At 70.1% G+C, this 21,150-nt stretch carries 22 protein-coding genes and 1 pseudogene; 15 read left to right on the plus strand and 8 right to left on the minus strand.

Annotated elements, in window-relative coordinates; genetic code table 11:
* Positions 1 to 880: FAD-dependent oxidoreductase (locus VN520_RS36645; protein WP_325751277.1), on the minus strand; the 880-nt coding region annotated here is incomplete at its 3' end.
* Positions 881 to 1,048: 168 nt separating this feature from the next.
* On the opposite strand from VN520_RS36645, the gene VN520_RS36650 reads away from it, so the two are divergent.
* The 4 genes from VN520_RS36650 to VN520_RS36665 all read left to right on the plus strand — a co-directional run bounded on the left by VN520_RS36650 (position 1,049) and on the right by VN520_RS36665 (position 4,362).
* Complete coding sequence (locus VN520_RS36650) at positions 1,049 to 1,741, plus strand: protocatechuate 3,4-dioxygenase subunit beta (RefSeq protein WP_325751278.1); 693 nt, start codon at positions 1,049 to 1,051, stop codon at positions 1,739 to 1,741.
* A gap of 9 nt (positions 1,742 to 1,750) precedes the next feature.
* Positions 1,751 to 2,260, plus strand: coding sequence for a protocatechuate 3,4-dioxygenase subunit alpha (locus VN520_RS36655; RefSeq protein WP_325751279.1), 510 nt, complete (start codon positions 1,751 to 1,753; stop codon positions 2,258 to 2,260).
* Positions 2,261 to 2,433: 173 nt separating this feature from the next.
* The gene (locus VN520_RS36660) at positions 2,434 to 3,219 is read left to right on the plus strand and encodes an SDR family NAD(P)-dependent oxidoreductase (RefSeq protein ID WP_325751280.1); all 786 of its coding nucleotides are present in this window, start codon (positions 2,434 to 2,436) and stop codon (positions 3,217 to 3,219) included.
* Between the two features lie 276 nt (positions 3,220 to 3,495).
* Positions 3,496 to 4,362 (plus strand): intradiol ring-cleavage dioxygenase, encoded by an 867-nt coding sequence (locus tag VN520_RS36665; RefSeq protein ID WP_325751281.1) that lies wholly within the window; start codon positions 3,496 to 3,498, stop codon positions 4,360 to 4,362.
* A 248-nt stretch (positions 4,363 to 4,610) separates the two neighbouring features.
* On the opposite strand, the gene VN520_RS36670 is transcribed toward VN520_RS36665, so the two are convergent.
* Together VN520_RS36670 and VN520_RS36675 are read right to left on the minus strand one after the other, a co-directional pair.
* Positions 4,611 to 5,378: an SDR family NAD(P)-dependent oxidoreductase gene (locus tag VN520_RS36670; RefSeq protein WP_325751282.1), complete on the minus strand. Its 768-nt coding sequence runs from the start codon at positions 5,376 to 5,378 to the stop codon at positions 4,611 to 4,613.
* Between the two features lie 222 nt (positions 5,379 to 5,600).
* Complete coding sequence (locus tag VN520_RS36675; protein ID WP_325751283.1) at positions 5,601 to 6,746, minus strand: CapA family protein; 1,146 nt, start codon at positions 6,744 to 6,746, stop codon at positions 5,601 to 5,603.
* A 104-nt stretch (positions 6,747 to 6,850) separates the two neighbouring features.
* Between VN520_RS36675 and VN520_RS36680 the strand changes: the two genes are divergently transcribed.
* The gene (locus VN520_RS36680) at positions 6,851 to 7,414 is read left to right on the plus strand and encodes a carboxymuconolactone decarboxylase family protein (protein WP_325751284.1); all 564 of its coding nucleotides are present in this window, start codon (positions 6,851 to 6,853) and stop codon (positions 7,412 to 7,414) included.
* Here VN520_RS36680 and VN520_RS36685 read toward each other — a convergent pair.
* Together VN520_RS36685 and VN520_RS36690 are read right to left on the minus strand one after the other, a co-directional pair.
* On the minus strand, positions 7,404 to 8,255 hold the full coding sequence (locus VN520_RS36685) for an LLM class flavin-dependent oxidoreductase (RefSeq protein WP_325751285.1): 852 nt from the start codon (positions 8,253 to 8,255) through the stop codon (positions 7,404 to 7,406). The two genes, VN520_RS36680 and VN520_RS36685, sit on opposite strands and share 11 nt — an antisense overlap.
* Before the next feature lie 6 nt (positions 8,256 to 8,261).
* Positions 8,262 to 8,669 (minus strand): nuclear transport factor 2 family protein, encoded by a 408-nt coding sequence (locus tag VN520_RS36690; RefSeq protein ID WP_325751286.1) that lies wholly within the window; start codon positions 8,667 to 8,669, stop codon positions 8,262 to 8,264.
* A 140-nt stretch (positions 8,670 to 8,809) separates the two neighbouring features.
* Here VN520_RS36690 and VN520_RS36695 point away from each other — a divergent pair, with 140 nt between their 5' ends.
* The 10 genes and pseudogenes from VN520_RS36695 to VN520_RS36740 all read left to right on the plus strand — a co-directional run.
* Positions 8,810 to 9,322 carry a flavin reductase family protein gene (locus VN520_RS36695; protein WP_325751287.1) on the plus strand — a complete coding sequence of 171 codons (513 nt, stop codon included), beginning with the start codon at positions 8,810 to 8,812 and terminating at the stop codon, positions 9,320 to 9,322.
* A gap of 128 nt (positions 9,323 to 9,450) precedes the next feature.
* On the plus strand, positions 9,451 to 10,311 hold the full coding sequence (locus tag VN520_RS36700; protein WP_325751288.1) for a hypothetical protein: 861 nt from the start codon (positions 9,451 to 9,453) through the stop codon (positions 10,309 to 10,311).
* A 436-nt stretch (positions 10,312 to 10,747) separates the two neighbouring features.
* Positions 10,748 to 11,935: an NAD(P)/FAD-dependent oxidoreductase gene (locus VN520_RS36705; protein ID WP_325751289.1), complete on the plus strand. Its 1,188-nt coding sequence runs from the start codon at positions 10,748 to 10,750 to the stop codon at positions 11,933 to 11,935.
* Between the two features lie 350 nt (positions 11,936 to 12,285).
* Complete coding sequence (locus VN520_RS36710) at positions 12,286 to 13,314, plus strand: helix-turn-helix domain-containing protein (protein WP_325751290.1); 1,029 nt, start codon at positions 12,286 to 12,288, stop codon at positions 13,312 to 13,314.
* A 164-nt stretch (positions 13,315 to 13,478) separates the two neighbouring features.
* Positions 13,479 to 13,796, plus strand: a complete 318-nt coding sequence (locus VN520_RS36715; RefSeq protein WP_325751291.1) for a response regulator — start codon at positions 13,479 to 13,481, stop codon at positions 13,794 to 13,796.
* Positions 13,775 to 14,356 (plus strand): alpha/beta hydrolase, encoded by a 582-nt coding sequence (locus VN520_RS36720; protein WP_325751292.1) that lies wholly within the window; start codon positions 13,775 to 13,777, stop codon positions 14,354 to 14,356. The genes VN520_RS36715 and VN520_RS36720 overlap by 22 nt, the downstream gene beginning before the upstream one ends.
* A gap of 329 nt (positions 14,357 to 14,685) precedes the next feature.
* Positions 14,686 to 15,459 (plus strand): IclR family transcriptional regulator, encoded by a 774-nt coding sequence (locus tag VN520_RS36725; RefSeq protein WP_325751293.1) that lies wholly within the window; start codon positions 14,686 to 14,688, stop codon positions 15,457 to 15,459.
* 172 nt (positions 15,460 to 15,631) lie between these two features.
* Complete coding sequence (locus VN520_RS36730) at positions 15,632 to 16,567, plus strand: PDR/VanB family oxidoreductase (RefSeq protein WP_325751296.1); 936 nt, start codon at positions 15,632 to 15,634, stop codon at positions 16,565 to 16,567.
* 42 nt (positions 16,568 to 16,609) lie between these two features.
* A complete protein-coding gene (locus VN520_RS36735) occupies positions 16,610 to 17,824 on the plus strand; it encodes a cytochrome P450 (protein WP_325751294.1) in 1,215 nt (404 codons plus the stop codon).
* 37 nt (positions 17,825 to 17,861) lie between these two features.
* A pseudogene (locus VN520_RS36740) lies at positions 17,862 to 18,155 on the plus strand (alcohol dehydrogenase catalytic domain-containing protein); the annotation flags it as partial.
* Positions 18,156 to 18,263: 108 nt separating this feature from the next.
* Here VN520_RS36740 and VN520_RS36745 read toward each other — a convergent pair.
* The 3 genes from VN520_RS36745 to VN520_RS36755 form a co-directional block, all read right to left on the minus strand.
* Positions 18,264 to 19,049 carry an ABC transporter ATP-binding protein gene (locus VN520_RS36745; RefSeq protein WP_325751295.1) on the minus strand — a complete coding sequence of 262 codons (786 nt, stop codon included), beginning with the start codon at positions 19,047 to 19,049 and terminating at the stop codon, positions 18,264 to 18,266.
* Complete coding sequence (locus VN520_RS36750; RefSeq protein ID WP_325751297.1) at positions 19,046 to 20,125, minus strand: iron ABC transporter permease; 1,080 nt, start codon at positions 20,123 to 20,125, stop codon at positions 19,046 to 19,048. The genes VN520_RS36745 and VN520_RS36750 overlap by 4 nt, the downstream gene beginning before the upstream one ends.
* Before the next feature lie 32 nt (positions 20,126 to 20,157).
* Positions 20,158 to 21,150, minus strand: a 993-nt coding sequence (locus VN520_RS36755) for an ABC transporter substrate-binding protein (protein ID WP_414720067.1), incomplete at its 5' end; no start/stop codon positions are given.

Here is a 21,150-nt window from a genome sequence, read left to right on the forward strand (position 1 = left end):
CGATGCGGTTGCGGCCGATGCGCAGGCCGGTCACGGTTCCGTCGGGGCCGTCGCCCATGACCTCCAGCGGCGACGACAGGAACCGGAAAGTGATGCGCCGGCGCGACGACCGGGTCTCCCGCGCGGCGAGTTCGTGCAGCAGATCCATGTTCAGACGGGTCGTCGGGTCCGCGGACGCCAGGGAAGCCGCGCTGTGCTCGTCGAGATCGAGGTCGCGCGGATCGACGTGGACGTCGACCTCTGACAGCTTCGCGAGCTCGCGCAGCTCCGGGCTGGTGAAGGCCGCCTGGACCGGTCCGCGACGTCCGAGGACGACGATCTCCTCCAGGCGGGACCGGTCGAGCGCGGCCAGGGCGTGGTCGGCCATGTCGGTGCGGCGCAGGGTTTCGACATCGAGGGCGAGGATCCGTGCGACGTCCATGGCGACGTTGCCGTTGCCGATGACGACGGCGCGCCGGGCCGAGAGGCCGTAGGTGCTCTCCGCGGCGTCCGGATGGCCGTTGTACCAGGCGACGAGACCGGTCGCGCTCACGGATCCGGGCCGGTCCTCACCGGGCACGGCCAGACGGCTCGACTCCGGCATGCCGGTGGCGTAGACCGTTGCGTCGTAGTGCGCGGTGAGGTCCTTGCGCGAGATGTTCTCCCCGAGGGTGAGGCCGCCGAAGAAACGGAACCCGTCACGTGCCGCCACCTTGTCGAAGACCCGCGTCACGACCTTGATGTTCGGATGGTCGGGCGCCACTCCGGCGCGCACGAGACCGAACGGGGTGGGGAGTGTGTCGACCATGTCCACGGTGAAGCCCGCGTCGAGGAGCTGGGCCGCCGTGTAGAAGCCCGAGGGCCCCGCCCCGACCACGACCGCGGCCGGCTGCCTCACCATGTGAAGTCCGATGAACTGAGCATGCGGCGGACTGTAGGTGACGCCTGGGCGACATCGACGTGACTTGGGTCCGGCCGCGGTCCGGGGCAAATTCCGTCCGCCTGTGCCAACGGCGTTCAGGACGTAGGTCACAGACCGGGTGCCGACGTCTGCCTAGCGTCCGAAGTCATGAGTCAGCTCGATGCCAATCCGCCGTACTTCCACCCCGCGTATCTGATCACCAAGAAGCGAGCCCCACGCGAACCACTCGTACAGCTTCCCCGTGGATGGTTCCACGACCTCGCCGGACCGACGTTCGGACACCTCGCCGTCAAGCCGACCGACAACGACCTGACCATCCAGCACGACGGCCCGCCGCAGGGGCAGCGGATCGTGCTCAGCGGCCGGGTTCTCGACAGTGACGGGCGCGGCGTTCCGAACACGCTCGTGGAGATCTGGCAGGCCAATTCCGCGGGCCGGTACGTCGACCGGGCGGACCCCGGCTTCATGCCGCTCGACCCGAACTTCACCGGAGCCGGCCGGTGCATGACCGACCACCAGGGCAACTACCGGTTCACCACGATCCGGCCGGCGGCGTACGCCGGGCCCAAGGGCACCATGTTCCGCCCGGCGCACATCCACTTCTCGCTGTTCGGGCGCACCCTCAGCGAGAGGCTCATCACCCAGTGCTACTTCGACGGTGACCCGCTGATCGAGCACGACCCGATCATCGAGGCCGTCCCGGACCCCAAGGGGCGGCGGCGTCTCGTCGCCCGCTTCGACGGTGAGTCAACGCCCCTGACCTCCGGCGGGGAAACCTCCGCCCTCTCCTACAACTGGGACATCGTGCTGCGCGGCCGCAGCGCGACGCCGACGCTCTAGGTGATGCGCATGTCTACCCAACAGTCTCCCTCGCAGACCATCGGCCCCATGTACGGCTACGCGCTGTACGCGAAGGGCATGAACCGTTCGACGGAGCCCGGCGAGCCGGGCGCCGTACTGATCCGCGGCGCGGTCCTGGACGGGGAGGGGGAGCCCGTCGCCCACCCGGACGCACTGGTCGAGGTGTGGTACGGCGACCAGTTCACGAGAGCCCGGACCGACGCCTTCGGCGTCTGGCACGTCCGGGTCCGCAAACCCGAGGCCGGGCTCGAACTGCCCGACGGCACGGGCCTGGCGCCCTACCTCCATGCGACGGTGTGGGCGCGTGGCCTCATGAAGCAGGCGGAGACCCGGATCTACTTCCCGGACGAAGCCGCGGCGAACGCGGTCGATCCGGTGCTCGCGCGCGTCCCCGAAAGCCGTCGTCACACACTCGTCGCCGTGCCGGAGGACGACGGTGGTCTCCGATTCGACATCCGCCTCCAAGGCGGCGACGAAACGGTGTTCTTCGACTTCTGAGCCCGACCGCGGCGATGTTCCGTCGACGACCGTGCCGGACCGAGGTCACTGCCCCACTGCGAGCGGCCCGGAAGGCTCGCACGCATTCCCCCCGCTCTCGCCCTTTTCGCCAGGAGGCACCATGTCCGTGACCGTCACCCTCTTTCCACACACCGAAAGCGAGGGTGTCTGACATGACCGGTACCACGAACTATCCGCTCGCAGCCGGGCGTTACCAGGGCCGAAGTGTCATGGTGACGGGAGGTGCCAACGGCTTGGGTTACGCCTCGGCGGCCCGGATGGCCGCCGAAGGCGCGACGGTGGGCATCATCGACCTGAAGCAGGACGCCGTCGACGACGCCGTCCGGCGACTGCGGGACCAGGGTGGCAACGCCTTCGGCTTCGCCGCCGACGTCACCGACGAAGAAGCGGTCAAAGCCTCGCTCTCCGGCTTCCGGACCGAGGCCGGCTCCCTCGACGTCCTGGTCACCATGGCGGGGATCTTCCCGTGGGTCGAGTTCTCGGAGATGACCCAGGAACTGTGGCGCCAGGTCGTGGACATCAACCTCGGCGGCACCTTCGTGTGCGCGCACGCGGCGATGGCGTACATGAAGGACCAGGAGTACGGCCGGATCGTCACCGTCTCCTCGGGCACGACCATGATCGGCACACCCGGCCAGGCCGCGTACATCGCCAGCAAGAGCGGCATCATCGGCCTCACCCGTGCCCTGGCCCGCGAAGGCGGACCGCACGGCGTCACCGCCAACTGCGTCCTGCCCGGTCTCATGGCCACCGACCACGTGCTCTCCATGCGGGACGACGTCGACGACTTCTTCGCCGAGGTCACCGTCGGCCAGTGCGTCCCGCGGAGGGGCGAGCCGGAGGACGTCGCGGACGCGGTCGCCTACCTCGGCAGTGAGGGCTCCTCGTTCGTCACCGGCCAGCAGCTGTACGTCGGCGGTGGCGACCGGTTCGTGTAACCCGTTCGCAGGATCGAGGATCCGAGGAAGGGCCGGACACCGCGTCCGGCCTTTCCTGGGTTTCGGAGGCGGGCACGTGGAGCGCCGGGGAGATGTGGGCTGCGTTCCCCATTCCCCATCGGTGCAACGCCATTGACGGCTCATCACCGGACGGGGCGTCAGGCACGCCCGGACGCCGGAGCCCGATCCGTTTCAGGTAAGCCTCAGGTGGACCCCTCATAATGAGCGCGCACGGCCGGTCGTCGTGGACCGGCCCAAGCGAGGGAGCCGGTACGGATGACCCAGGACGGTGCGCGACACAAGAGGAACACGTCACGTCGGCAGGTGCTCGTCGCCGGAGGGGCGGCCGTCGCCGTGGCCGGCGCGGGCGGTGTGCTGGCCACGACGGCCCTCGCCGGTGAGTCACCGGCTGAGGTGAAGGGGGCGAAGGCCGCAGCCGGAGAAGCGTGTTACCGGCTGAGCGCGGAAACCATCGAGGGCCCCTACTACATCGACGCGGACAAGGTCCGCGCGGACATCACCGAGGACAAGCAGGGCGTACCCCTGACCCTGGTCATCAAGGTGATCGACGCCGAGACGTGCAAGCCGGTACGGAACGCGGCGGTCGACATCTGGCACTGCGACGCGCTCGGCATCTACTCCGGGTACGAGAGCATCGGTTCCTCCCTGCCTCCCGGCCTGCCCACCGAGCCGCCCGCGGACGGCTCCGGGGGAGGCGAGATACACATCGAGCCCACCGACGACGAGCGCTACCTGCGCGGCACCCTGCGTACCGACCACCAGGGAGTGGTCCGCTTCACCAGCATCTTCCCCGGCTGGTACGAGGGCCGGGCCGCGCACATCCACACCCATGTGCACGTGAACGGTACCTGGACCAGCAGTGGTTACGAGGGCGGCCGGACCTGCCACACCGGCCAGTTGTACTTCGAGGAGGAGGCCGTCCAGGCCGTCGCCGCGACGGAGCCGTACGCGGGCAGCACCGTCGAGCGCGTCACCCTCCCCGAGGACATCCTCTACGACGACAGCGGTGCCACGGGCGGCCTGTTGACCCTCCACTACGACAAGAAGCGGATCACGAGGGGCGTCAAGGCCTCGATCACGGTGGGCGTGGACCCGGAAACGTCGACCGCGACGGCGCAGTGATCGCGGCCGGCGACCCGGCCGCACTCCCGGCGTAGGACGCGTCGCACGGCGCGGGCACAGGAACCGGCCGCTCGGGTACCGCACGGACCTCCTGTGCCCGCTCCCGCACACCAGGCCACGTGCCGGCCGGAGAGGGGCCCTGGCACGGGGGCTGACGGCGATGTCCGCCGGGCCGGAACCCACGCCTTGCCGGGTGGTGGGGAACTGCTCGTCCGCGGTTCCCCGGTCCGGGTCGGCGCCGAGCGGTCTCAGACGACCGTGTAGCCGCCGTCCACGACCAGGTTCTCCCCGGTGATGAACGACGCGTCGTCGGAGACCAGGGACAGCGCGGCGCGCGCGATGTCCTCGGGTGTGCCGGGCCGCTTGATGATCTGGTGGTCGAGGAATCCCTCGACGGCGCCCGGCATGTCCTTGATGTTCTCGGTGGCCGGCGTGAGGACCAGTCCGGGACTGACGGCGTTCACACGGATCCCGACGGGCCCGCCTTCGTTGGCGAGTTCGCGCGTCATCCCGATCACGCCGTGCTTCGTGGTGGCATGGGCGAACCCACCGGGGCCGGACCGGATCGAGTTGATGCCCTGCATGGAAGCGGTGTTCAGGATCGCCCCACCGCCGGCGGCGACCATGTGCGGCCACACCGCCTGGGTGACGTGGAAGACGGTGTCGAGTTCGTTGCGGAGCGCCGTGTGCCAGGTCGTCACCGGCATCTCCGCGATCGAGCCGAACTCCGCTTTCGCCGCGTTGTTGTAGAGGACGTCGATGCGTCCGTGCTCCGCGACGGCTTCCGCGATCCACGCGTCGACGGCGGCCCGGTCGGAGAAGTCGAGCGGGTGCGTCGACGTCATCGTCCCGCCGGCGTCACGGACGAGCCTGACCGTTTCCTCGGCGCCGTCGGTCTTGACGTCACCACCGACGACGACCGCCCCCTCCGCGGCGAAGAGGAGCGCCGCGGCGCGCCCCTGCCCGCCGCCCGTACCGGTGATCACAGCAACTTTTCCCTGCAGGCGTTGCATCATGGAGCCACCTTGGCACCCGGGCCAGGCATCGGGCTGTGACCCAGGTCCCGCCGTGCCGCGTCCGTGTCGGGCCCCCTCGGGGCCACCCGGTCAGCGGGCTCGGTACAGCCTGGCCGCGCCTGCCCCGGACGCGCGCACCGGCAGTCCGGCGCCGGTGGTGAAGACGCGCGCAGGGCCGGACGGAGGTCCGTCCGGCCCTGCTGGTGGTGAGTCATGAGAGGTCTACTGCGCGGCTGGGTCCGTCACGCGCACGTAGGCCCAGCCGTCCCGGGAGGTGTGCTCGAAGGATGCCGCGAAACCCTGGTCGGCCGACATGCGCTCGACGTAACCCGCGGTCACCGCAGCCCGCTCGTCCTCGGGGCGCAACGCCGTCGTACTGCCGTCGGCGAGCATCTGGACGGGGAAGAAACCGGCCTCCGCCACCGGCTGCTCACCCTTGCGGAGAGTGAGCGCGACGACCATCGACCGGCGCGCCTCCTCGGCGAAGGGCCACAGCTCGAACTCCTCGGCCGGCGGGCGCATCGAGGACAGTTCGCCGTAGCGCGTCATCGAGTTCGCACGCATCTGCGGGGTCACGGAGGGTCCGACGAAGTGGTGGATGAGTGCGCCCGTGCCGTAGAAGATCGGCCGGCCCCCGTGCCACTCCACCGGGCGCAGCGCGTGGTGGTGCGTGCAGAGCACGGCGTCGGCCCCGTGGTCGATGGCGTCGCGTGCGAGCCGGGGCTCGTAGTCCATCAGCTGCTCGAGCACATGCGAGTAGCCCCAGTGCATCGACACGACGACGACGTCGGCCTGTTCCCGCGCGGCGGCGATCGCGTCACGCACCCGCTGCTGGTCCTCGGGCACCGCCGCAGTGGTGATCAGCGGGGGGATTCCCGGCTCCCAGAAGTTCTCGTCGGGGTCGAGGTAGGACGTGGTGACGCGCAGCGGTGCGAGCCCCGGACGGTTGGGCCGGGCCTCGTAGCCCTTCGGGAAGACCGTGCTGAAGCCGAGGATCGCGACGCGTACACCGTTGTGCTCGGTCACGTAGGGCCGTACGGCCTCCGCGAGATCGGCGCCGGCGCCCAGGACGTCGATCCCGAGGCCTTCGAGGGTCGTGCGTGTGTCGTCCAGCCCGACGTAACCGCCGTCGAGGGCGTGGTTGTTCGACGAGGTCATCACGGTGAACCCGGCGGACGCGAGCGGCGCCGCCCGGTCGACGGTGGTGCCCATGAAGTGCTTGTGCGACGGCGACTTGGCGGGCCGGTCCGAGTACACACCCTCACAGTTGCCCAGGACGATGTCCCCCGGCTCGAGGACCGGCACCACCGGCGCGAACGCCGCCTCGCCGTGCTCGACGTCGGTGAAGACGTCGCCGGCTGCTCTCATGTCAACAATTCCCAAGGTCACGAAGGCAGTGAATCCCGTGGTGCCGGGGAAGGTCAGTGACTTCGGTCCTGCTCAGGAGTCGGCTCAGCGGTCAGGCTGGGGCCATGACCCGTATCCCCCTGATTCCTTCCGACGATCCCGACGCCGTACGGTACGGAGTGTTCAGCTCCTTCGCGGCCGAACAACGAGAGCCGATCGACTTGTACCGGGCGCTCGCGAACGTTCCCGAGCTGCTGCTCGCCTACCGGTCCCTGCCGCAGCACCTGCGGCACGCCGCCGTCTCCCCCCGCCGCTTGCGCGAGCTCGCCGTCCTGAGGGTGGCGCAGCTCGTCGGCTCGGCGTACGAGTGGAGTCACCATCGCCCCATGGCGATGAAGGCAGGTGTGTCGGAGGCACAGATCGACGCGCTGGCGTCGTGGCGGAGCTCCGACCGGTTCGACGCCGACGAGCGCCCCGTGCTGGCCGCGGTCGATGCCATCCACGACCTCAGACTCTCCGACGCGGAGTTCACGGCCCTGGAGGAACGCCTCGGCCGCCACGGCGCCGTCGAGATCGTCGTGGCGGTCGCTCAGTACGAGGCCACCGCCAGGATCATCCAGGCGCTGGGCGTCGACGTCGAACCGTCGTACGCGCCCTACCTCACCGGCTTCGAGCCGTTCACAGAGTGAGTTCCGCGAGGCGGTCGAGCTCGGCGAGGTCACTGGTGACCGGCAGGAAGGCCAGCTCGTCCGCCCCGGCGGAGCGGAACGCCTCCGCGACGCCGGTGGTCATCCGCTCGTCCAGGGGCGAGCCGGCGACGAGGTGCTCGGCAGCCGGTCCGAGGAACCCGAAGTACCGGCGGAGGAATTCCTCCGCGGCGTCTCGGCGGTCCGCACGGAGACTGAAGTAGCGCTGGGCACGGAGACTCGGCCGCCCTTCGCGTCCGTGCCGTACCCATGCCTCGCGGACGCCCTCGGCGCCCGCCGCGAAGCTGTCCGGAGAACCGACGGCGAACGTCCACCCGGCGGCGTAGCGGGCGACGCGCTCCCAGGTGTTCTGTCCGGCCCCGCCGATCAGGACCGGTATCTCCACCGGTGGTCGCGGGCCGACGACGGCGTACTCGCCGGCCCCGCTCCAGATCGCTGCCATCTCCTCCAGCATGGTCTCCAGACGGCGATGCCGCCCCCGGTACTCGGCGCCCGCGAGACGGTAGTCCGTCTCACGGTCGCCCACCCCGACGCCGAGTTCCAGCCGACCTCCGAGCAGCACCTGCAGAGAGGCGAGCTGCTTGGCCAGGGGGCCGGGGGAGCCGCGGTTGGGGAGCAGGGCCACGCTGGTGCGCAGACGGATGCGTTCGGTCACCGCGCCGGCGACGGCCAGGACACCGAGGGGTTCCAGCTGGTTCCAGGCGAACCGGTCGGTGGCCACGAGGCCGGCGAATCCCAGCTGCTCGGCGTGCCGGGCCCAGGCGATGATGTCGTCCCGTCCGGTGCCCGGCACGTGCGAAGGCAGACCTACCGCGATGTCCACGCCGGTTCAGCTCGGTGCGTGGGTCTTGTGGTCCGCGATGACGGGCCCGAGGTTGCCCACGTTGCGCTGGCGGACGATGCGGCCGTCGCCGTTCACCTCACTGATGGTGACGGCGTTGTGGGAATGGACGTTGCCGGAGTGGAGCATGGTGTACGTCACGACCGCTTCGCAGATGACGGTCGTGGTGTCCCCGGTCCGGACCTCGTAGCTGCTGACCACCCGGTGCTCGAGTTCCTTGGCGACCGGAACCACCATCTTCTTCACGTGCGCGGCGACGGCCTCACGGCCCACGATCGGCTCGTGCTCCCCGAAGCGCACGGCCGCGTTCTCGTCGAAGAGGTCGAAGGCGGCGTCCAGATCGACCGCGTCGATCCGCGCGTAGTAGGCCCGGACGGTCTCAAGAGGTGTCGGCATGGGTGAACTCCCGTCGTGCGGTCTTCAGGACCGGGCGAACACTAGGGACGCCCGCCGCCCGGAGAAGTGACGAAAGTCCGCCAGGCGGCGGCGGACGCAGGTCACGGCGGGCATCGGGGCCTCCACCGCAGTCTGAATGTGTGACAACTACCTCTCGCACCAATCAGCTGTCCTCCTCGGCCGGGCCGAGCTCTGAGGACTTCCGGCACGTCATCGGGCACTTCCTCAGCGGTGTGACCGTGGTGACCACGACGCTGGACGGCACGGACTTCGGGACCACCGCGAGTGCGGTGACGTCGCTGTGCCTCGAACCGCCGATGGTGGTGCTGTGTCTCAACCGCACCTCTTCCACGTCCCAGGCCGTGTCGATGGCAGGACGCTTCGCACTCAACATGCTCGACGAAGACGGAGGGCCGCTCGCGACCAGGTTCGCGACCAAGGGTTCCGACAAGTTCGACGGCGTCGGGACGACGCGGAGCAGCGCGGGGCTTCCGCTCCTCCCGTCGTCACTCGCGTGGCTGGAGGCGGAAGTCACCGAGGCCGTGACGATGGGGACCCATACCGTCTTCATGGGCCGGGTGCTCAGTGCGGAGGCACGGCCCGGTCGGCCGCTGGCCTACTTCCGGGGCCGTTTCGGCCGGCTCGCCCCCTGATCTCCCACGGGCTCGCCGTCGAGCTGCCGGGATATCCGCCCACGAGGTGCTCGGCGCGGCGACGGCCTGGTGCCGGAGCCGTGACCTGAGTCGCAGTCGACGGCCGGGGAGCCGGGCATGCTGCCACCATGACACGCTTCAGCCTGACCCAGGACGGTCTCGACCTGTCCAACCCCGACGCGACCACACGCGAAGAGATCGCCGCGTTCCATGCCGAGTACGAGCGTACGAAGAAGGGACGCCTCGACTCGTTCGAGTTCTGGATCGAGTTCCGCCCCGATGTGCTCAAGAGGCACAAGGCGAGGTCCCGTCACTTCTTCGGGGAGGAAGCCGCCCGGTTCCAGGTTCCGATCCAGATGCTGGCCATCCACCAGTACGCGGTCGAGGGGTTCCAGGCCGGCATCGGTTACGAGATCCGCCTCGCCAGGTCGAACGGAGCCCAGCGGAGCGACATCCTGGACGCTCTGTCCGTGGCGAACATCCACTCGGGCCATCAGGGCATGTATGCCGCGTACGCCGAGGCTCCCACCCTCCGCGCATACGTCGACCCGCCGCTCACCGAGCGTTTCCCTCCGGGCTGGGACTTCGATCCCCACGCCTTCGACGCAGGGATGGATCACAGCTCCTTGGAGGCGACGAAGGCCGACATCGACGCACTCATGGACTGGTACACCACCACCTTGGGCGAGATCCCCCGTTACGCACGGCTGCTCGCCCGGCACCGGCCCGGTCTCCTGAAGGCGTACCGGAACCGGTACGAGCACGCCATCAGGGACTCCCTGCCCAAGCAGATGCTGCCGTACCTGCTGCTGAACCACAGCACGGTGAAGGGCGACGAGGACGCCATCCGCGAGAACGTGCTGCTCGGCCGCGCACTCGGCATGACCACGGAACAGCTGCTCGATTCGATCGGGCTCGCGGTGCTCTTCGCCGGGATCGAAGTCCTCGGCCCTGTGGAGCGTAGTGCGGGAGACGTGCTCGGTCTCTAGGCAGAAGGCCGCTTCACTGCGGACCACGGCGGCCGGTGGGGCGCGTGACCAGGTCGGTGGTGCCTTCGAGCCGGCGGGCGCTGACGCCGGAGGCGCCCGTGTCCGTGCGTACCCTGCGCCCGGCATGAACGCTGTGCGCGGGACGGAACCACTCGGACGCTGCCGGACCCGGTCGGCGCCGATGATGTCACCGCGGAGGCGTTCGGGGCACGGGCCGGTCACCGCCGCGGCCGTGCGCTCGCCGGATCGGCCCTGGAGCACCCGTCGCGCGTGCGTCAGTTTCCGCCAACGTGTGGACCGATTCCGCCGGCGCCCCGGACCGGCCCCTCCATTCAGACACGTTGAGTGCTGCGGAGAGTGGACCGATCCGGTCGGAGGGCCTCTCGGCGACAAGGAACAGGCGTACGGGCGAGTGCTCGAGAAAAGAGGAGCGGCAATGAAGCAGCCCCAAGTGATCGTCGTCGGTGCGGGGCCCGTGGGGCTGGTGACGGCGCTCGGGCTGGCCCGTCGGGGAATCGCGGTCACGGTTCTCGAGCGCGAACTGGGGATCGTCCGCTCGCCGCGGGCGATGGTCTACCACAACGGAGTGCTCCCCGGCCTCGCCGACCTCGGCATCCTCGGCGATGTGGAGAAGGCGGGCTTCCGGGTGACCGACCTGGCGTTCTGGGATCACGCCAACCGCGACGCGATCCGCTTCGACCTCCGGGTCTTCGAGGGACACGAGCCCTACGCCTACAACATCCACCTCGGCCAGGACCGCCTGGCCGACGTGGCACTGGAGCACCTGCGCCGGCACTCGGACGCCGAGGTCGTCTTCGGCGCGCTGGTCACCGACGTCGACCAGCACGCCGACGGAGTGTCGGTGTCGGCCTTCGTGGACGGGCGCCTCACCACGTATCGCGCCGACTACGTCGTCGCGACGGAAGGCGCCTCCAGCTCCGTGCGGACGGCGGCCGGCCTGGGCTTCGAAGGGACGACATGGCCGGAGCGGTTCATCGCCACCAACATCCGCTACGACCTCCGGAGTCTCGGATACGCCGACTCGACGCTGGTCGTCGACCCTGTCATGGGCGGAGTCATCGCCCGTGTCGACGAGTCCGACCTCTGGCGCGTGACGTACCACGAGGACAGCGCACTGCCGATGGAGACGATGGCGTCCCGGATCGCCGCCTTCTTCGCCGAGCTCCTGCCGCCCGGTGCGGCGTACGAGCTCGTGCAGTTCTCCCCTTACACGATGCACCAGCGCTCGGCGAGCAGCTATCGGCTGGGCCGCGTTCTCCTGGCCGGTGACGCGGCGCATGTCACCAATCCGATCGGCGGGCTGGGACTCACCGGTGGTCTGTTCGATTCGTACGTCCTCTCCGAGGCGCTTGCCGCCGTACTCACGGGGACGGTGGACGACGCAATCCTCGACGAGTACTCCCGCCTGCGCCGCGACGCCTTCCTCGACTACGGATCGCCGCGGGCCACCATGTTCAAGACCCTCGTGTTCGACACCACCGACCGCGAAGAGCTCGACACGACCCTGGCTGCGCTGCGCTCAGCCGCTGCTGACCCGGAGAGCGCCCGCCAGGCACTGACGGTCAGCCAGCCGTACCGGACGCCGTCCCTTCTGGGAGGCTGACCTGCGTGGGCGCTCGCAGCCGGTGAGGCCGCGGGCCTCGGGCCCTGCCGGCGAGCTGCCCGAGCCGGTGTGTCCGTCCTGGTGAGGCGGGGCCGTGAACAGGGGTCCGGGGGCTTGCGGGGGCGTGGGCGCTGTGCGTACGGTTGGGCGCTAAGCGGTCGGCGATGCGTAAGCGCCCTGGCCGGAGCCGCTGAGCGCTGACGATCCCATGTGCAGGGCTCAGACCGTTTGCAAGGAGTCGATGACTTTGAGTGACGGCGACGGAGTGACGAGCGTGAACGCCACGTCAACCTGTACGCGCCGCGGTGCGAGCCGCAGGACGACCCATACCGGCAAGACTGCCGCGACCGATGACTGAGTCCCTCGCGGGACGCCCCGTATTCCCCTCGGCGCGGCAGTACACCCTGATGACGTTCTCGACGGCGGGCGTACCCGTGTCGAGGCGGATGGAACTCTGGGACCGCTACAACGCGCGCGCCATGGTCCACACCACGTGCCGCACCCTGGGCGAAGCACTCCAGGCGACCGAGCACAACGTCCGGACGCCTCGCCTGCGACTGGCGCACATCACAGCCGCCCCGCACATCGCTGAACGGACGGCGCGAGAGATCGAGCGCCATCCGACCGGCACCGTGCTGCTGACCGTGCCACTGGCCGGGGAGACGTGTGCCTACTACCGCGAAGGCGTGGTGACGCTCAGGCCCGGGCAGGCACTGCTGAGCGACACCGACACACCGTCCCTGCGGGCCTTCGCCCAAGGACTCGACCAGCTCGCTCTGACCGTGCCGAAAACGGTGTACCGCGAACTCGTCGGGCCGGACCTCCCGCGACCGTACAAGGTGTTCGACCTGGCCACCGGTGCCGGGCGGTCCGGACCAGGTGCGGCCCTCGCGAAACTGATGGACGACACCGTACGCGGCGGGCCGGTCGACACCGACGGGCTCGAGCAGCGTGTGCTCGCACTGCTGCGCACCATGGTCGGACGCCGGTCAGCGGACGACGCGGGCTCGCAGCTCGCAGCGGCGGAAGCGTACATCTGCCAGCACCTCGCCGATCCGACGCTGTCGGCCGCCAGGGTCGCCGGGGCGCTGGGGGTGAGCGAACGACAGGTGTCGCGCATCTTCAGCCGGCACGGGGGAGTAGCGCACTGGGTCACCGACCGGCGTCTGGATCTCGCGCTCCGGTTGCTGACCTCACCGGGGCGCCGGTCAGTGGGTCAGGTCGCCCAGGAGTGCGGGTTCGGCTCCCACTCCTACTTCGCGCGCGTCTTCAGAAGGCGATTCGGCAGTTCACCACGGGACGTGCTTCACGGGCGAGGCGCCGGCCCGGCGGCGGACGCGACGACGACGGACGACGGCGTGCCGGACCTGACCGACTGATCCGCCGGCTTCGACATCCGGGCCGCCGACGCCCTCGCGCCGCCGGCTCACGGCGTTCCACGCCGTCAGCAAGGGTGCGGGTCGTGCACGGGCAGCCGGTGGCCTCGCGGGGGAGAATGAGGGCCAGGTCTCAACCAGATGCAGCGCAGGACAGCGCTGTCCGGGTGCTGATCGTCGACGATGAGCCGGAGTTGGTGGAGCTGCTGGCCGTGGCCGTCGCCGAGGCGGTGTGGCAGCCCTTCCGTGCGGCGGACGGCTACGGCGCCCTCCGCATCGCGCGGGAGTGCGAGCCGCATGTCGTCTTCCTCGACCGGATGCTGCCCGACCTCGACGGACCGAGTGTCCTGCGCCGCCTGCGGAATCAGAGTGACAGCCGACACGGCCGGATCCTGGGGCATCATCCACCGGTTACACCCGGCGCGGCCACCTCGGGTCCACACCTGCGGACCCTGACCACCCGGTGCCGGCGGCCGAGGACCTGAAAGCGCTGGTCGACGCCCTCGGGCTCAGCCGCATCCACCTCGTCGGCGCCGCCGGAGGCGGCATCTACGCCGTCGACTTCGCACTGGCCTTCCCGGACCTGGTCCGCTCGCTGACCGTGGCGGCAAGCATCCTCGGCATCTCCGACGAGCCGTGGCGTGCGGCGCTGGCCCGCGTCGGCGTACCGCACTCGGCGGATCTCCCGCCGGAATTCCTCGAGCTCGGGCCGAGCTACCGCGCCGAGGATCCCGCGGGCGTCGAGGCATGGCGCCGGATCGCGCAGTCGGCGCGCCCCAAGGGCCTCCATCTACAGCCCACCGTCAGCAAGATCACCTGGGCCGCCCTGAGCGGACTGCGGGCCCCGGCTCTTGTGATGGGCGGCGGGGCCGACCTGCTGGTGCCGGCCCCGTTGATGGAGCTGGCGGCCTCCCGGCTGCCACGCGCCGAATACGTGAGTGTGCCGGACTCCGGCCACGCCATCCCCTGGGAACGGCCGGACCGGTTCAACGGTGCTCTTCTCGCGTTCCTCCGCACCGTCGAAGAGTCCGATGCGGTGATGTAGGCGGGCTTCTTGCGGCAGGGCGGCGGCCCTGCGTGGGAGACCGACCGGGAAGGGCCGGTCATCGATCGGCGTCGAGCCGTCGGTGCAGCAGGCGCGGAAGAAACCGAGCAGAGAACTACGGGGACCTGGCGGCGTCTGGAGCCGCGTCCTCGGTTCTGAGGAGATCGCCGGCTTGCCCCGTGTCGATGAGACACGCACTGGCGTCCATGCTGGATGGACGGCATGCTGAGCCGTTCGGATACGCGGAAGGGGACCGTGCCCGTTCGGCCTGGCTCCCGTGCCACGCCGGAGCAGGCGCGCGGCGCGCAGGACCACGGGAGCGTACGGGCATGAAGACACCGCATCGCGAGTCCGTCCTGTCCCGGGCCGCTCGAATCCTGGAGGCGTTCAGTCAGGACGATCCCGCCCTGACCGTCTCCGAGATCGCGCGTCGCTCCGGTCTGCACGTGGCGACCGCGTCACGGCTCGTGGGTGAACTGGTCGCGCACGGCTTCCTCAGCCGGGACGCCGACCGCAGGGTGCGGATCGGCGTCCGGCTGTGGGAACTGGTGACCCGGGCCTCGCCGACGCTGTCGCTGCGCGACGCCGCGATGCCGTTCATGGAGGGTGTGCACGATGTCGTGGGCCACCATGTCCAGTTGGGCGTCCTGGACGGTGACGACGTGCTGTTCCTCGAACGCCTCTCGGCCCCCGCGGCGGTCATCAACTACACCCGCGTCGCCGGACGGCTGCCCCCGCACGCCTCCTCCAGCGGCCTGGTCCTGCTCGCTCACGGCCCCACCGACCTGAAGGAACGGGTCCTGGCCGGCTTCCTGACCGCCTACACCCCGGCGACCCCGGCCACGCCCGCACGGCTGCGCGCCCTCCTGGCCGAGATCCGTCGGCGGGGGCACGCGTACTGCCCCGGATACGTCCACGCCGAAGCACTCGGCATCGCCGCACCGGTACGCGGCGCCGACGGCACCGTGGTGGCGGCGCTTTCGGTCATCATCCCCAACGACGCGAGCGCCCAGACGGTCGTCCCCGTCGTGTGTACGGCCGCCCGGGGGATCTCCCGCGCTCTCGGCATGCGTGACACGCCGGACATCTCCCCCGGAATGTGAGGGCGGCGTATCCCGCGTGGACACCCACACGAAGTTCGTCTCTCACTGAGTGAAAATACCGTCGCGGCGTGACGGCGGCCACGCGCATCCTTCCTGCAATCCACAGACGGAAGGCGACAACGTGGTCGTACAGAACGCTCTTCCAGCAACTCCCCGGCCCTCCGGTTCCACCGTGACGCTGGAGATCCGCGCCAAGGACACCGTCGCCGAGGGCGTCGTGTCCCTGACCCTCGCGCATCCGGCGGGAGCCCGGCTGCCGGACTGGACACCCGGTTCGCACATCGACCTGGTCCTGCCGGACGGAATGACACGCCAGTACTCCCTGTGCGGCGACCGCTGGGACGCGTACACCTACCGCATTGCCGTCCTGCGCGAGCCCGCGGGGCGCGGGGGATCGGCGTACGTGCACGAACGGCTGGAGCCGGGTGACCGGGTCGGGATCGGCGGTCCGCGCAACCACTTTCCCCTCGTCCCGGCCGGCCGGTACCTGTTCATCGCCGGGGGCATCGGCGTCACCCCCCTGCTGCCGATGATGCATCAGGCCGAACTGATGGGCGTTGACTGGCAGTTGTTGTACGGCGGTCGCACACGGGCTTCCATGGCGTTCCACGCGGAGCTGACGGGCTTCTACGGCGACCGCGTGCACGTCAGGCCCGAGGACGAGCACGGTCTGCTCGACCTGCACACGTGGTTGGAGCGGCCCGTCCCGGGCACCACGGTGTACTGCTGCGGACCGGGTCCGCTGCTCGCCGCTGTCGAGGACGCCTGCGCCGCCTGGCCGCCGCACAGCCTGCGGACTGAACGCTTCACCGCGGCGGCACGCACCGACCCCGTACGCAGTGCTCCGTTCGAGGTGGAGCTGCGCCGCAGCGGCAGGACGGTCGCCGTCACCCCGGACGTCTCGGTGCTCGACGCGATACGGCTGGCGGGCGCCGACGTGCTGTCCTCCTGCGAGCAGGGGACCTGCGGCACCTGTCTCACCCCGGTCCTGGGAGGCACGCCCGAGCACCGGGATTCGGTGCTGGCCGACCATGAACGCGAGGCCGACGACTGCATGCTTCCCTGCGTGTCCCGTTCTCGTTCGGATCGCCTGGTCCTGGACCTCTGAGCCGCTCCCTTTCCCCGCCGAGCCGCCAACGCTGGAGCCGTCATGCTCGAACCGACAACTGCCGCCGCTCTCCCGACGAGTGACGCCGACCCCTTCGCCCCCGAACACCTGCGCAATCCCGAACCGCTGCATCGCGCACTGCGCGAGGCCGGACCCGTCGTCCGCCTGTCCCGCTACCACGTCCATGCCCTGGCCCGTTACGAGGAGGTGCACGCCGCTCTGGGGGACTGGCAGACGTTCCAGTCCGGCGCCGGGGTCGGACTCGCCAATTTCCACCACGAGAAGCCATGGCGTCAGCCGAGTCTGCTGCTGGAGGCCGATCCACCGCACCACGACGCCCCGCGCCGCGTACTGCGTGAGATTCTCGCGCCATCCGCGCTGCGCCGTCTGCGTGAAACATGGCAGGCAGTCGCAGAAGACCTCGTCGACACCGTGCTGGCCGAGCAGGGAACGGAGTTCGACGCGTTCGACGCGCTGGCGTCGGCTTTCCCGCTGCGGGTCTTCCCCGATGCCGTAGGCATCGGCCCCGATGGCCGCGACAACCTTCTGCCCTACGGGAACATGGCCTTCAACGCCTTCGGGCCGCGCAACGACCTCGTCGCGGCCGACGCCGGCCGGGTTGCCGAACTGTCGGGCTGGGTGAACACCCGGTGCGCTCGCGAGGCCCTCGGTGAGGACGGTTTCGGAGCCCGTATCTGGGCCGCCGCCGACCGCGGCGAGCTCACCCACGAGCAGGCACCGCTGGTGGTGCGTTCCCTGCTGACCGCCGGCGTCGACACCACCGTCCATGGCCTGGCCGCCACCCTGTATGCCTTCGCCACCCACCCCGACCAGTGGCAACGGCTGCGCGAGCGGCCCGAGTCGGCCCGGGTGGTGTTCGACGAGGCAGTGCGCTGGCAGTCCCCCGTGCAGACCTTCTTCCGTACCGCCACCACCGACGTCACCATCGCCGGCGTCCGCATTTCCGAGGGCACCAAGATCCTTATGTTCCTCGGTGCAGCCAACCGGGACCCTGACCGCTGGACCGACCCGGACCGCTTCGACCTTGGGCGCGACCCCTCCGGACACGTCGGCTTCGGCATGGGCATCCACCAGTGCGTGGGCCAGCACGTCGCCCGCCTGGAGGCCGAGACTCTGATGACGGCCCTGGCCCGGCGCGTCGGCCACATCGAGCTCGCGGGCGAACCGCGCCGGCACCTCAACAACACGCTCCGCTCCTGGGCGTCCCTTCCCATACGGATCCGACGGGCCGCATGACTGGTCACCGATTCCGGATCCACCGCAGCGGCAGCGATTGAAAGGACCAGCGTCTCAGCACGTTCGGGGTGCCGTCGCCTGCGGCAAGGGGGAGCCGGTGCGTGCCGAAACGGTGGTGGAGGCAGGCATGCGGCGTCCGCCCCACCGAACTGCACTACCGAGAGGGCGGAATCAACGAGGACTTCCCGCTGTTCCCCGCCCATACGGCCGCCGGTGTCGTCGAACAGGTCGGCCCGGTGTGACGAATGTGGAGCCCGGCGATTTCGTCGTCCTCGACTGGCGTGCGGGGCCCGGCCGGTGCCGTGCGTGCCGGGGCGCGGAAACCTGCTGCCGTCACCATCCGGACGAGGTCCGGCAGTTCGGACACGACGATCGGTTTGTGCCTTGCGTCGGCCAGTCCCTCCCAGATCTCCGAGAGGGGGTGCGGGGCAGAGCTCCTTCACCTGCGTGGCTCTTCGGGGAGGAACGTCACCTGCGGGGCGCCCGTGCGCGGATGGGTGGCGACTTCCGCCGCCACTCCGTAGACCTCGGCCAGGAGCCGCGGGGTGAGGATATCGGCGGGCGGGCCGGAGGCGGTGACTTCGCCGGCGTGCAGGACGTAGAGGCGGTCGCAGTAGTAGGCGGCCAGATTGAGGTCGTGCAGGGCGAGCAGCACGGTCGCGGGCAGGCGGCGCAGGGTGCCGAGCACGGACAGCTGGTGCCGGATGTCGAGGTGGTTGGTGGGTTCGTCGAGAACGAGGAGGGTGGGCTGCTGGGCGAGGGCACGCGCGATGAGGACGCGCTGGCGCTCGCCGCCGGAGAGCCGGTCGAAGGGGCGGTCGGCCAGGTGGACGGCGTCGACCGCCAGGAGCGCGGCGTCGATGAGTTCGGCGTCCTCGGCGGTGTCACCGGAGAGAAGTCGTTTGTGCGGGGTGCGGCCCATGGCGACGACCTCGCGGACGGCGAGGTCGAAGTCGGCTGCCGAGTCCTGAACCACCGCCGCCACCGTGCGGGCCAGCTGCCGCACCGGCAGTGACCAGGCGTCGCCTCCGTCGACGAGGACCTGGCCGGTGTCGGGGCGCAGCACGCGGTAGACGGCGCGCAGGAGGCTGGACTTGCCGCTGCCGTTGGGGCCGACGAGCCCGATGGTCTCGCCCGGGCGGGCGGTCAGGGAGACGTCGCGCACCAGGTGGCGGGCTCCGGCGGTGAGCGTGACGCCGTCGACGCTCAGGTCGGTCGCGCTCATGCCGCTCCTCGGCCCGTGCCGCGCCGGGCGTCCCGGCGCATCAGCCACAGGAAGAACGGTCCGCCGCACAGGGCCGTGAGCACGCCGACGGGTATCTCCATCGGCGCGGCGACCGTCCGCGCGGCGATGTCGGCCCAGATGAGGAAGACCGCTCCGCCGAGCGCCGCCGTCGGCAGCACCCGGCGGTGGTCACCGCCGACGAACAGGCGCACGATGTGCGGCATCATCAGGCCGACGAAGCCGATCGGTCCGGTCGCCGCGACCAGTACGCCGGTGACGAGGGAGAGCAGGACGAACAGCCGGGCACGGAAGCGGCCCACGTCCAGCCCCATCGTGGTGGCCGCCTCCTCGCCCGCCAGCAGCAGGTTCAGGTTGCGTGCCTGCACCATGAGGACGCCGACACCGAGCAGGAGGGCCGTGCTCGGCAGCCACAGCGTGCCCCAGTCGACCCCGCCGAGGCCGCCCAGGGTCCAGGCGAGGACCGCGCGGGCCTCGTTGCCCCGGTCGGTGGTGAGCAGGAGCAGATCGAGTACCGCGGTGAGTACCGCCGCGATCGCCACCCCGGACAGCACGAGCCGTGACGAGCTGATGCGTCCGCCGGTGCGGGCGGTGGCGTACACGAGCAGGAGTGCGCCCAGGGCGCCCACGAAGGCGGCCACCGACAGGGAGACCGGTCCGAAGACGGTGACGCCGAACACGATCACGGAGACCGCGCCGAGGGACGCCCCGGAGGAGACTCCGAGCAGGTAGGGCTCGGCGAGCGGGTTCCGCACCAGGGCCTGCAGCGCGGTGCCGATCACCGCGAGGCCGGCTCCGGTGACGGCACCGAGCAGGACCCGGGGCGCCCGCACGTCGATCACGATGGTCTCCCGGGCCCGCGACCAGTCCGGTTCGTGCCAGTCGGCACCCAGCGCATGGGTCACGATGCCCCACACCTGGCCGGGTGGTACCTGGACGGAGCCGATGGCGAGGCCCGCCGTGGTGGAGACGACGAGCAGGATGGTGAGTACGAGCAGCGTGATGCCCCACCGTGTACGGCCCGGCTCTGGCTCGGTGGTCTTGCGCCGTTGGATCACCTGCGCGGTGGACGTGCCGGTGGCGGCCTGGGTCACTGGAAGTTCTCGGGGTGCAGTCCGCGGGCCAGGTCGTCGACCGCGTAGGCCGAGCGTATGCCGACCAGGGTGGCGGTCAGCGGCAGGACGACGAATCGCTTGTTCCTGATGGCGGGTACGCCGGCGAGCGCGGGCTGGGAGAGCAGGAACTTCTTCTTCTCCTCGATGCTTCCGGCGCCCGTGTAGTCGTAGATGGCGATGACCTCCGGCTTGCGCGCGACGACCTGCTCCCAGGAGACGTCGCCGAAGACGTCGTCGAGGTCGGCGAAGACGTTCTCGCCGCCGGCCAGCCGGATCAGTTCGGTACCGAGGCTCTTGCCTCCCGCGGTGAAGGCGGCCTTGTCACCGCTGTCGTACACGAAGACGGGCACCTCGGGCTCGGCTTCGACCTTGGCGGCGGCCTTGCCGACGCGGCTCTCCAGGCCGGCGACCAGCTTGTCGGCCCGGTCCGAGGCACCGAAGATCTTGCCGATGGTGCGGATCTCGTCGTAGGTGTCCTTCATCGTGACCTGCTTCTTGCCGCAGTACTCGCGGTTGAGGTAGGTGTCGATGCCGGCGTCGGCGAACGCCTTGCGGGAGCGGCCCTCGTTCTCGGCGAAGGCGCTGCCGTAACCGCCGTAGACGAGATCGGGTTCGGCGTCCAGAACCTTCTCGAACGACGGTTCCTTCTCCGCCAGTTCGGGGATCGCCTCGTAGTCCTTCTTGAGTTCGGGCAGGACGGCGGAGTCGGGGAAGGCCGTGCCGGCCATGCGGTCCTTCAGGCCGAGGGCGAGCATCAGTTCCGCCGGGTGCTGGTGGATGGTGACCACCCGCGACGGCGGCTTGTCGTACGTCGTCCTCACGCCGCAGTTGTCGATGGTGACGGGGAAGCCCGCGGGCACGGCCGCGGTGGCCTTCGCGTCCCCGCCGCTCGCGTCGGACGAATCACAGCCGGTGGTCAGCAACATGGACGAAAGAGCCATGGCAGCGGCCGTGCCACGAAGGACCCC

This window comes from Streptomyces sp. (genome assembly GCF_035563135.1).
In the GTDB taxonomy this organism is placed as follows: domain Bacteria; phylum Actinomycetota; class Actinomycetes; order Streptomycetales; family Streptomycetaceae; genus Streptomyces.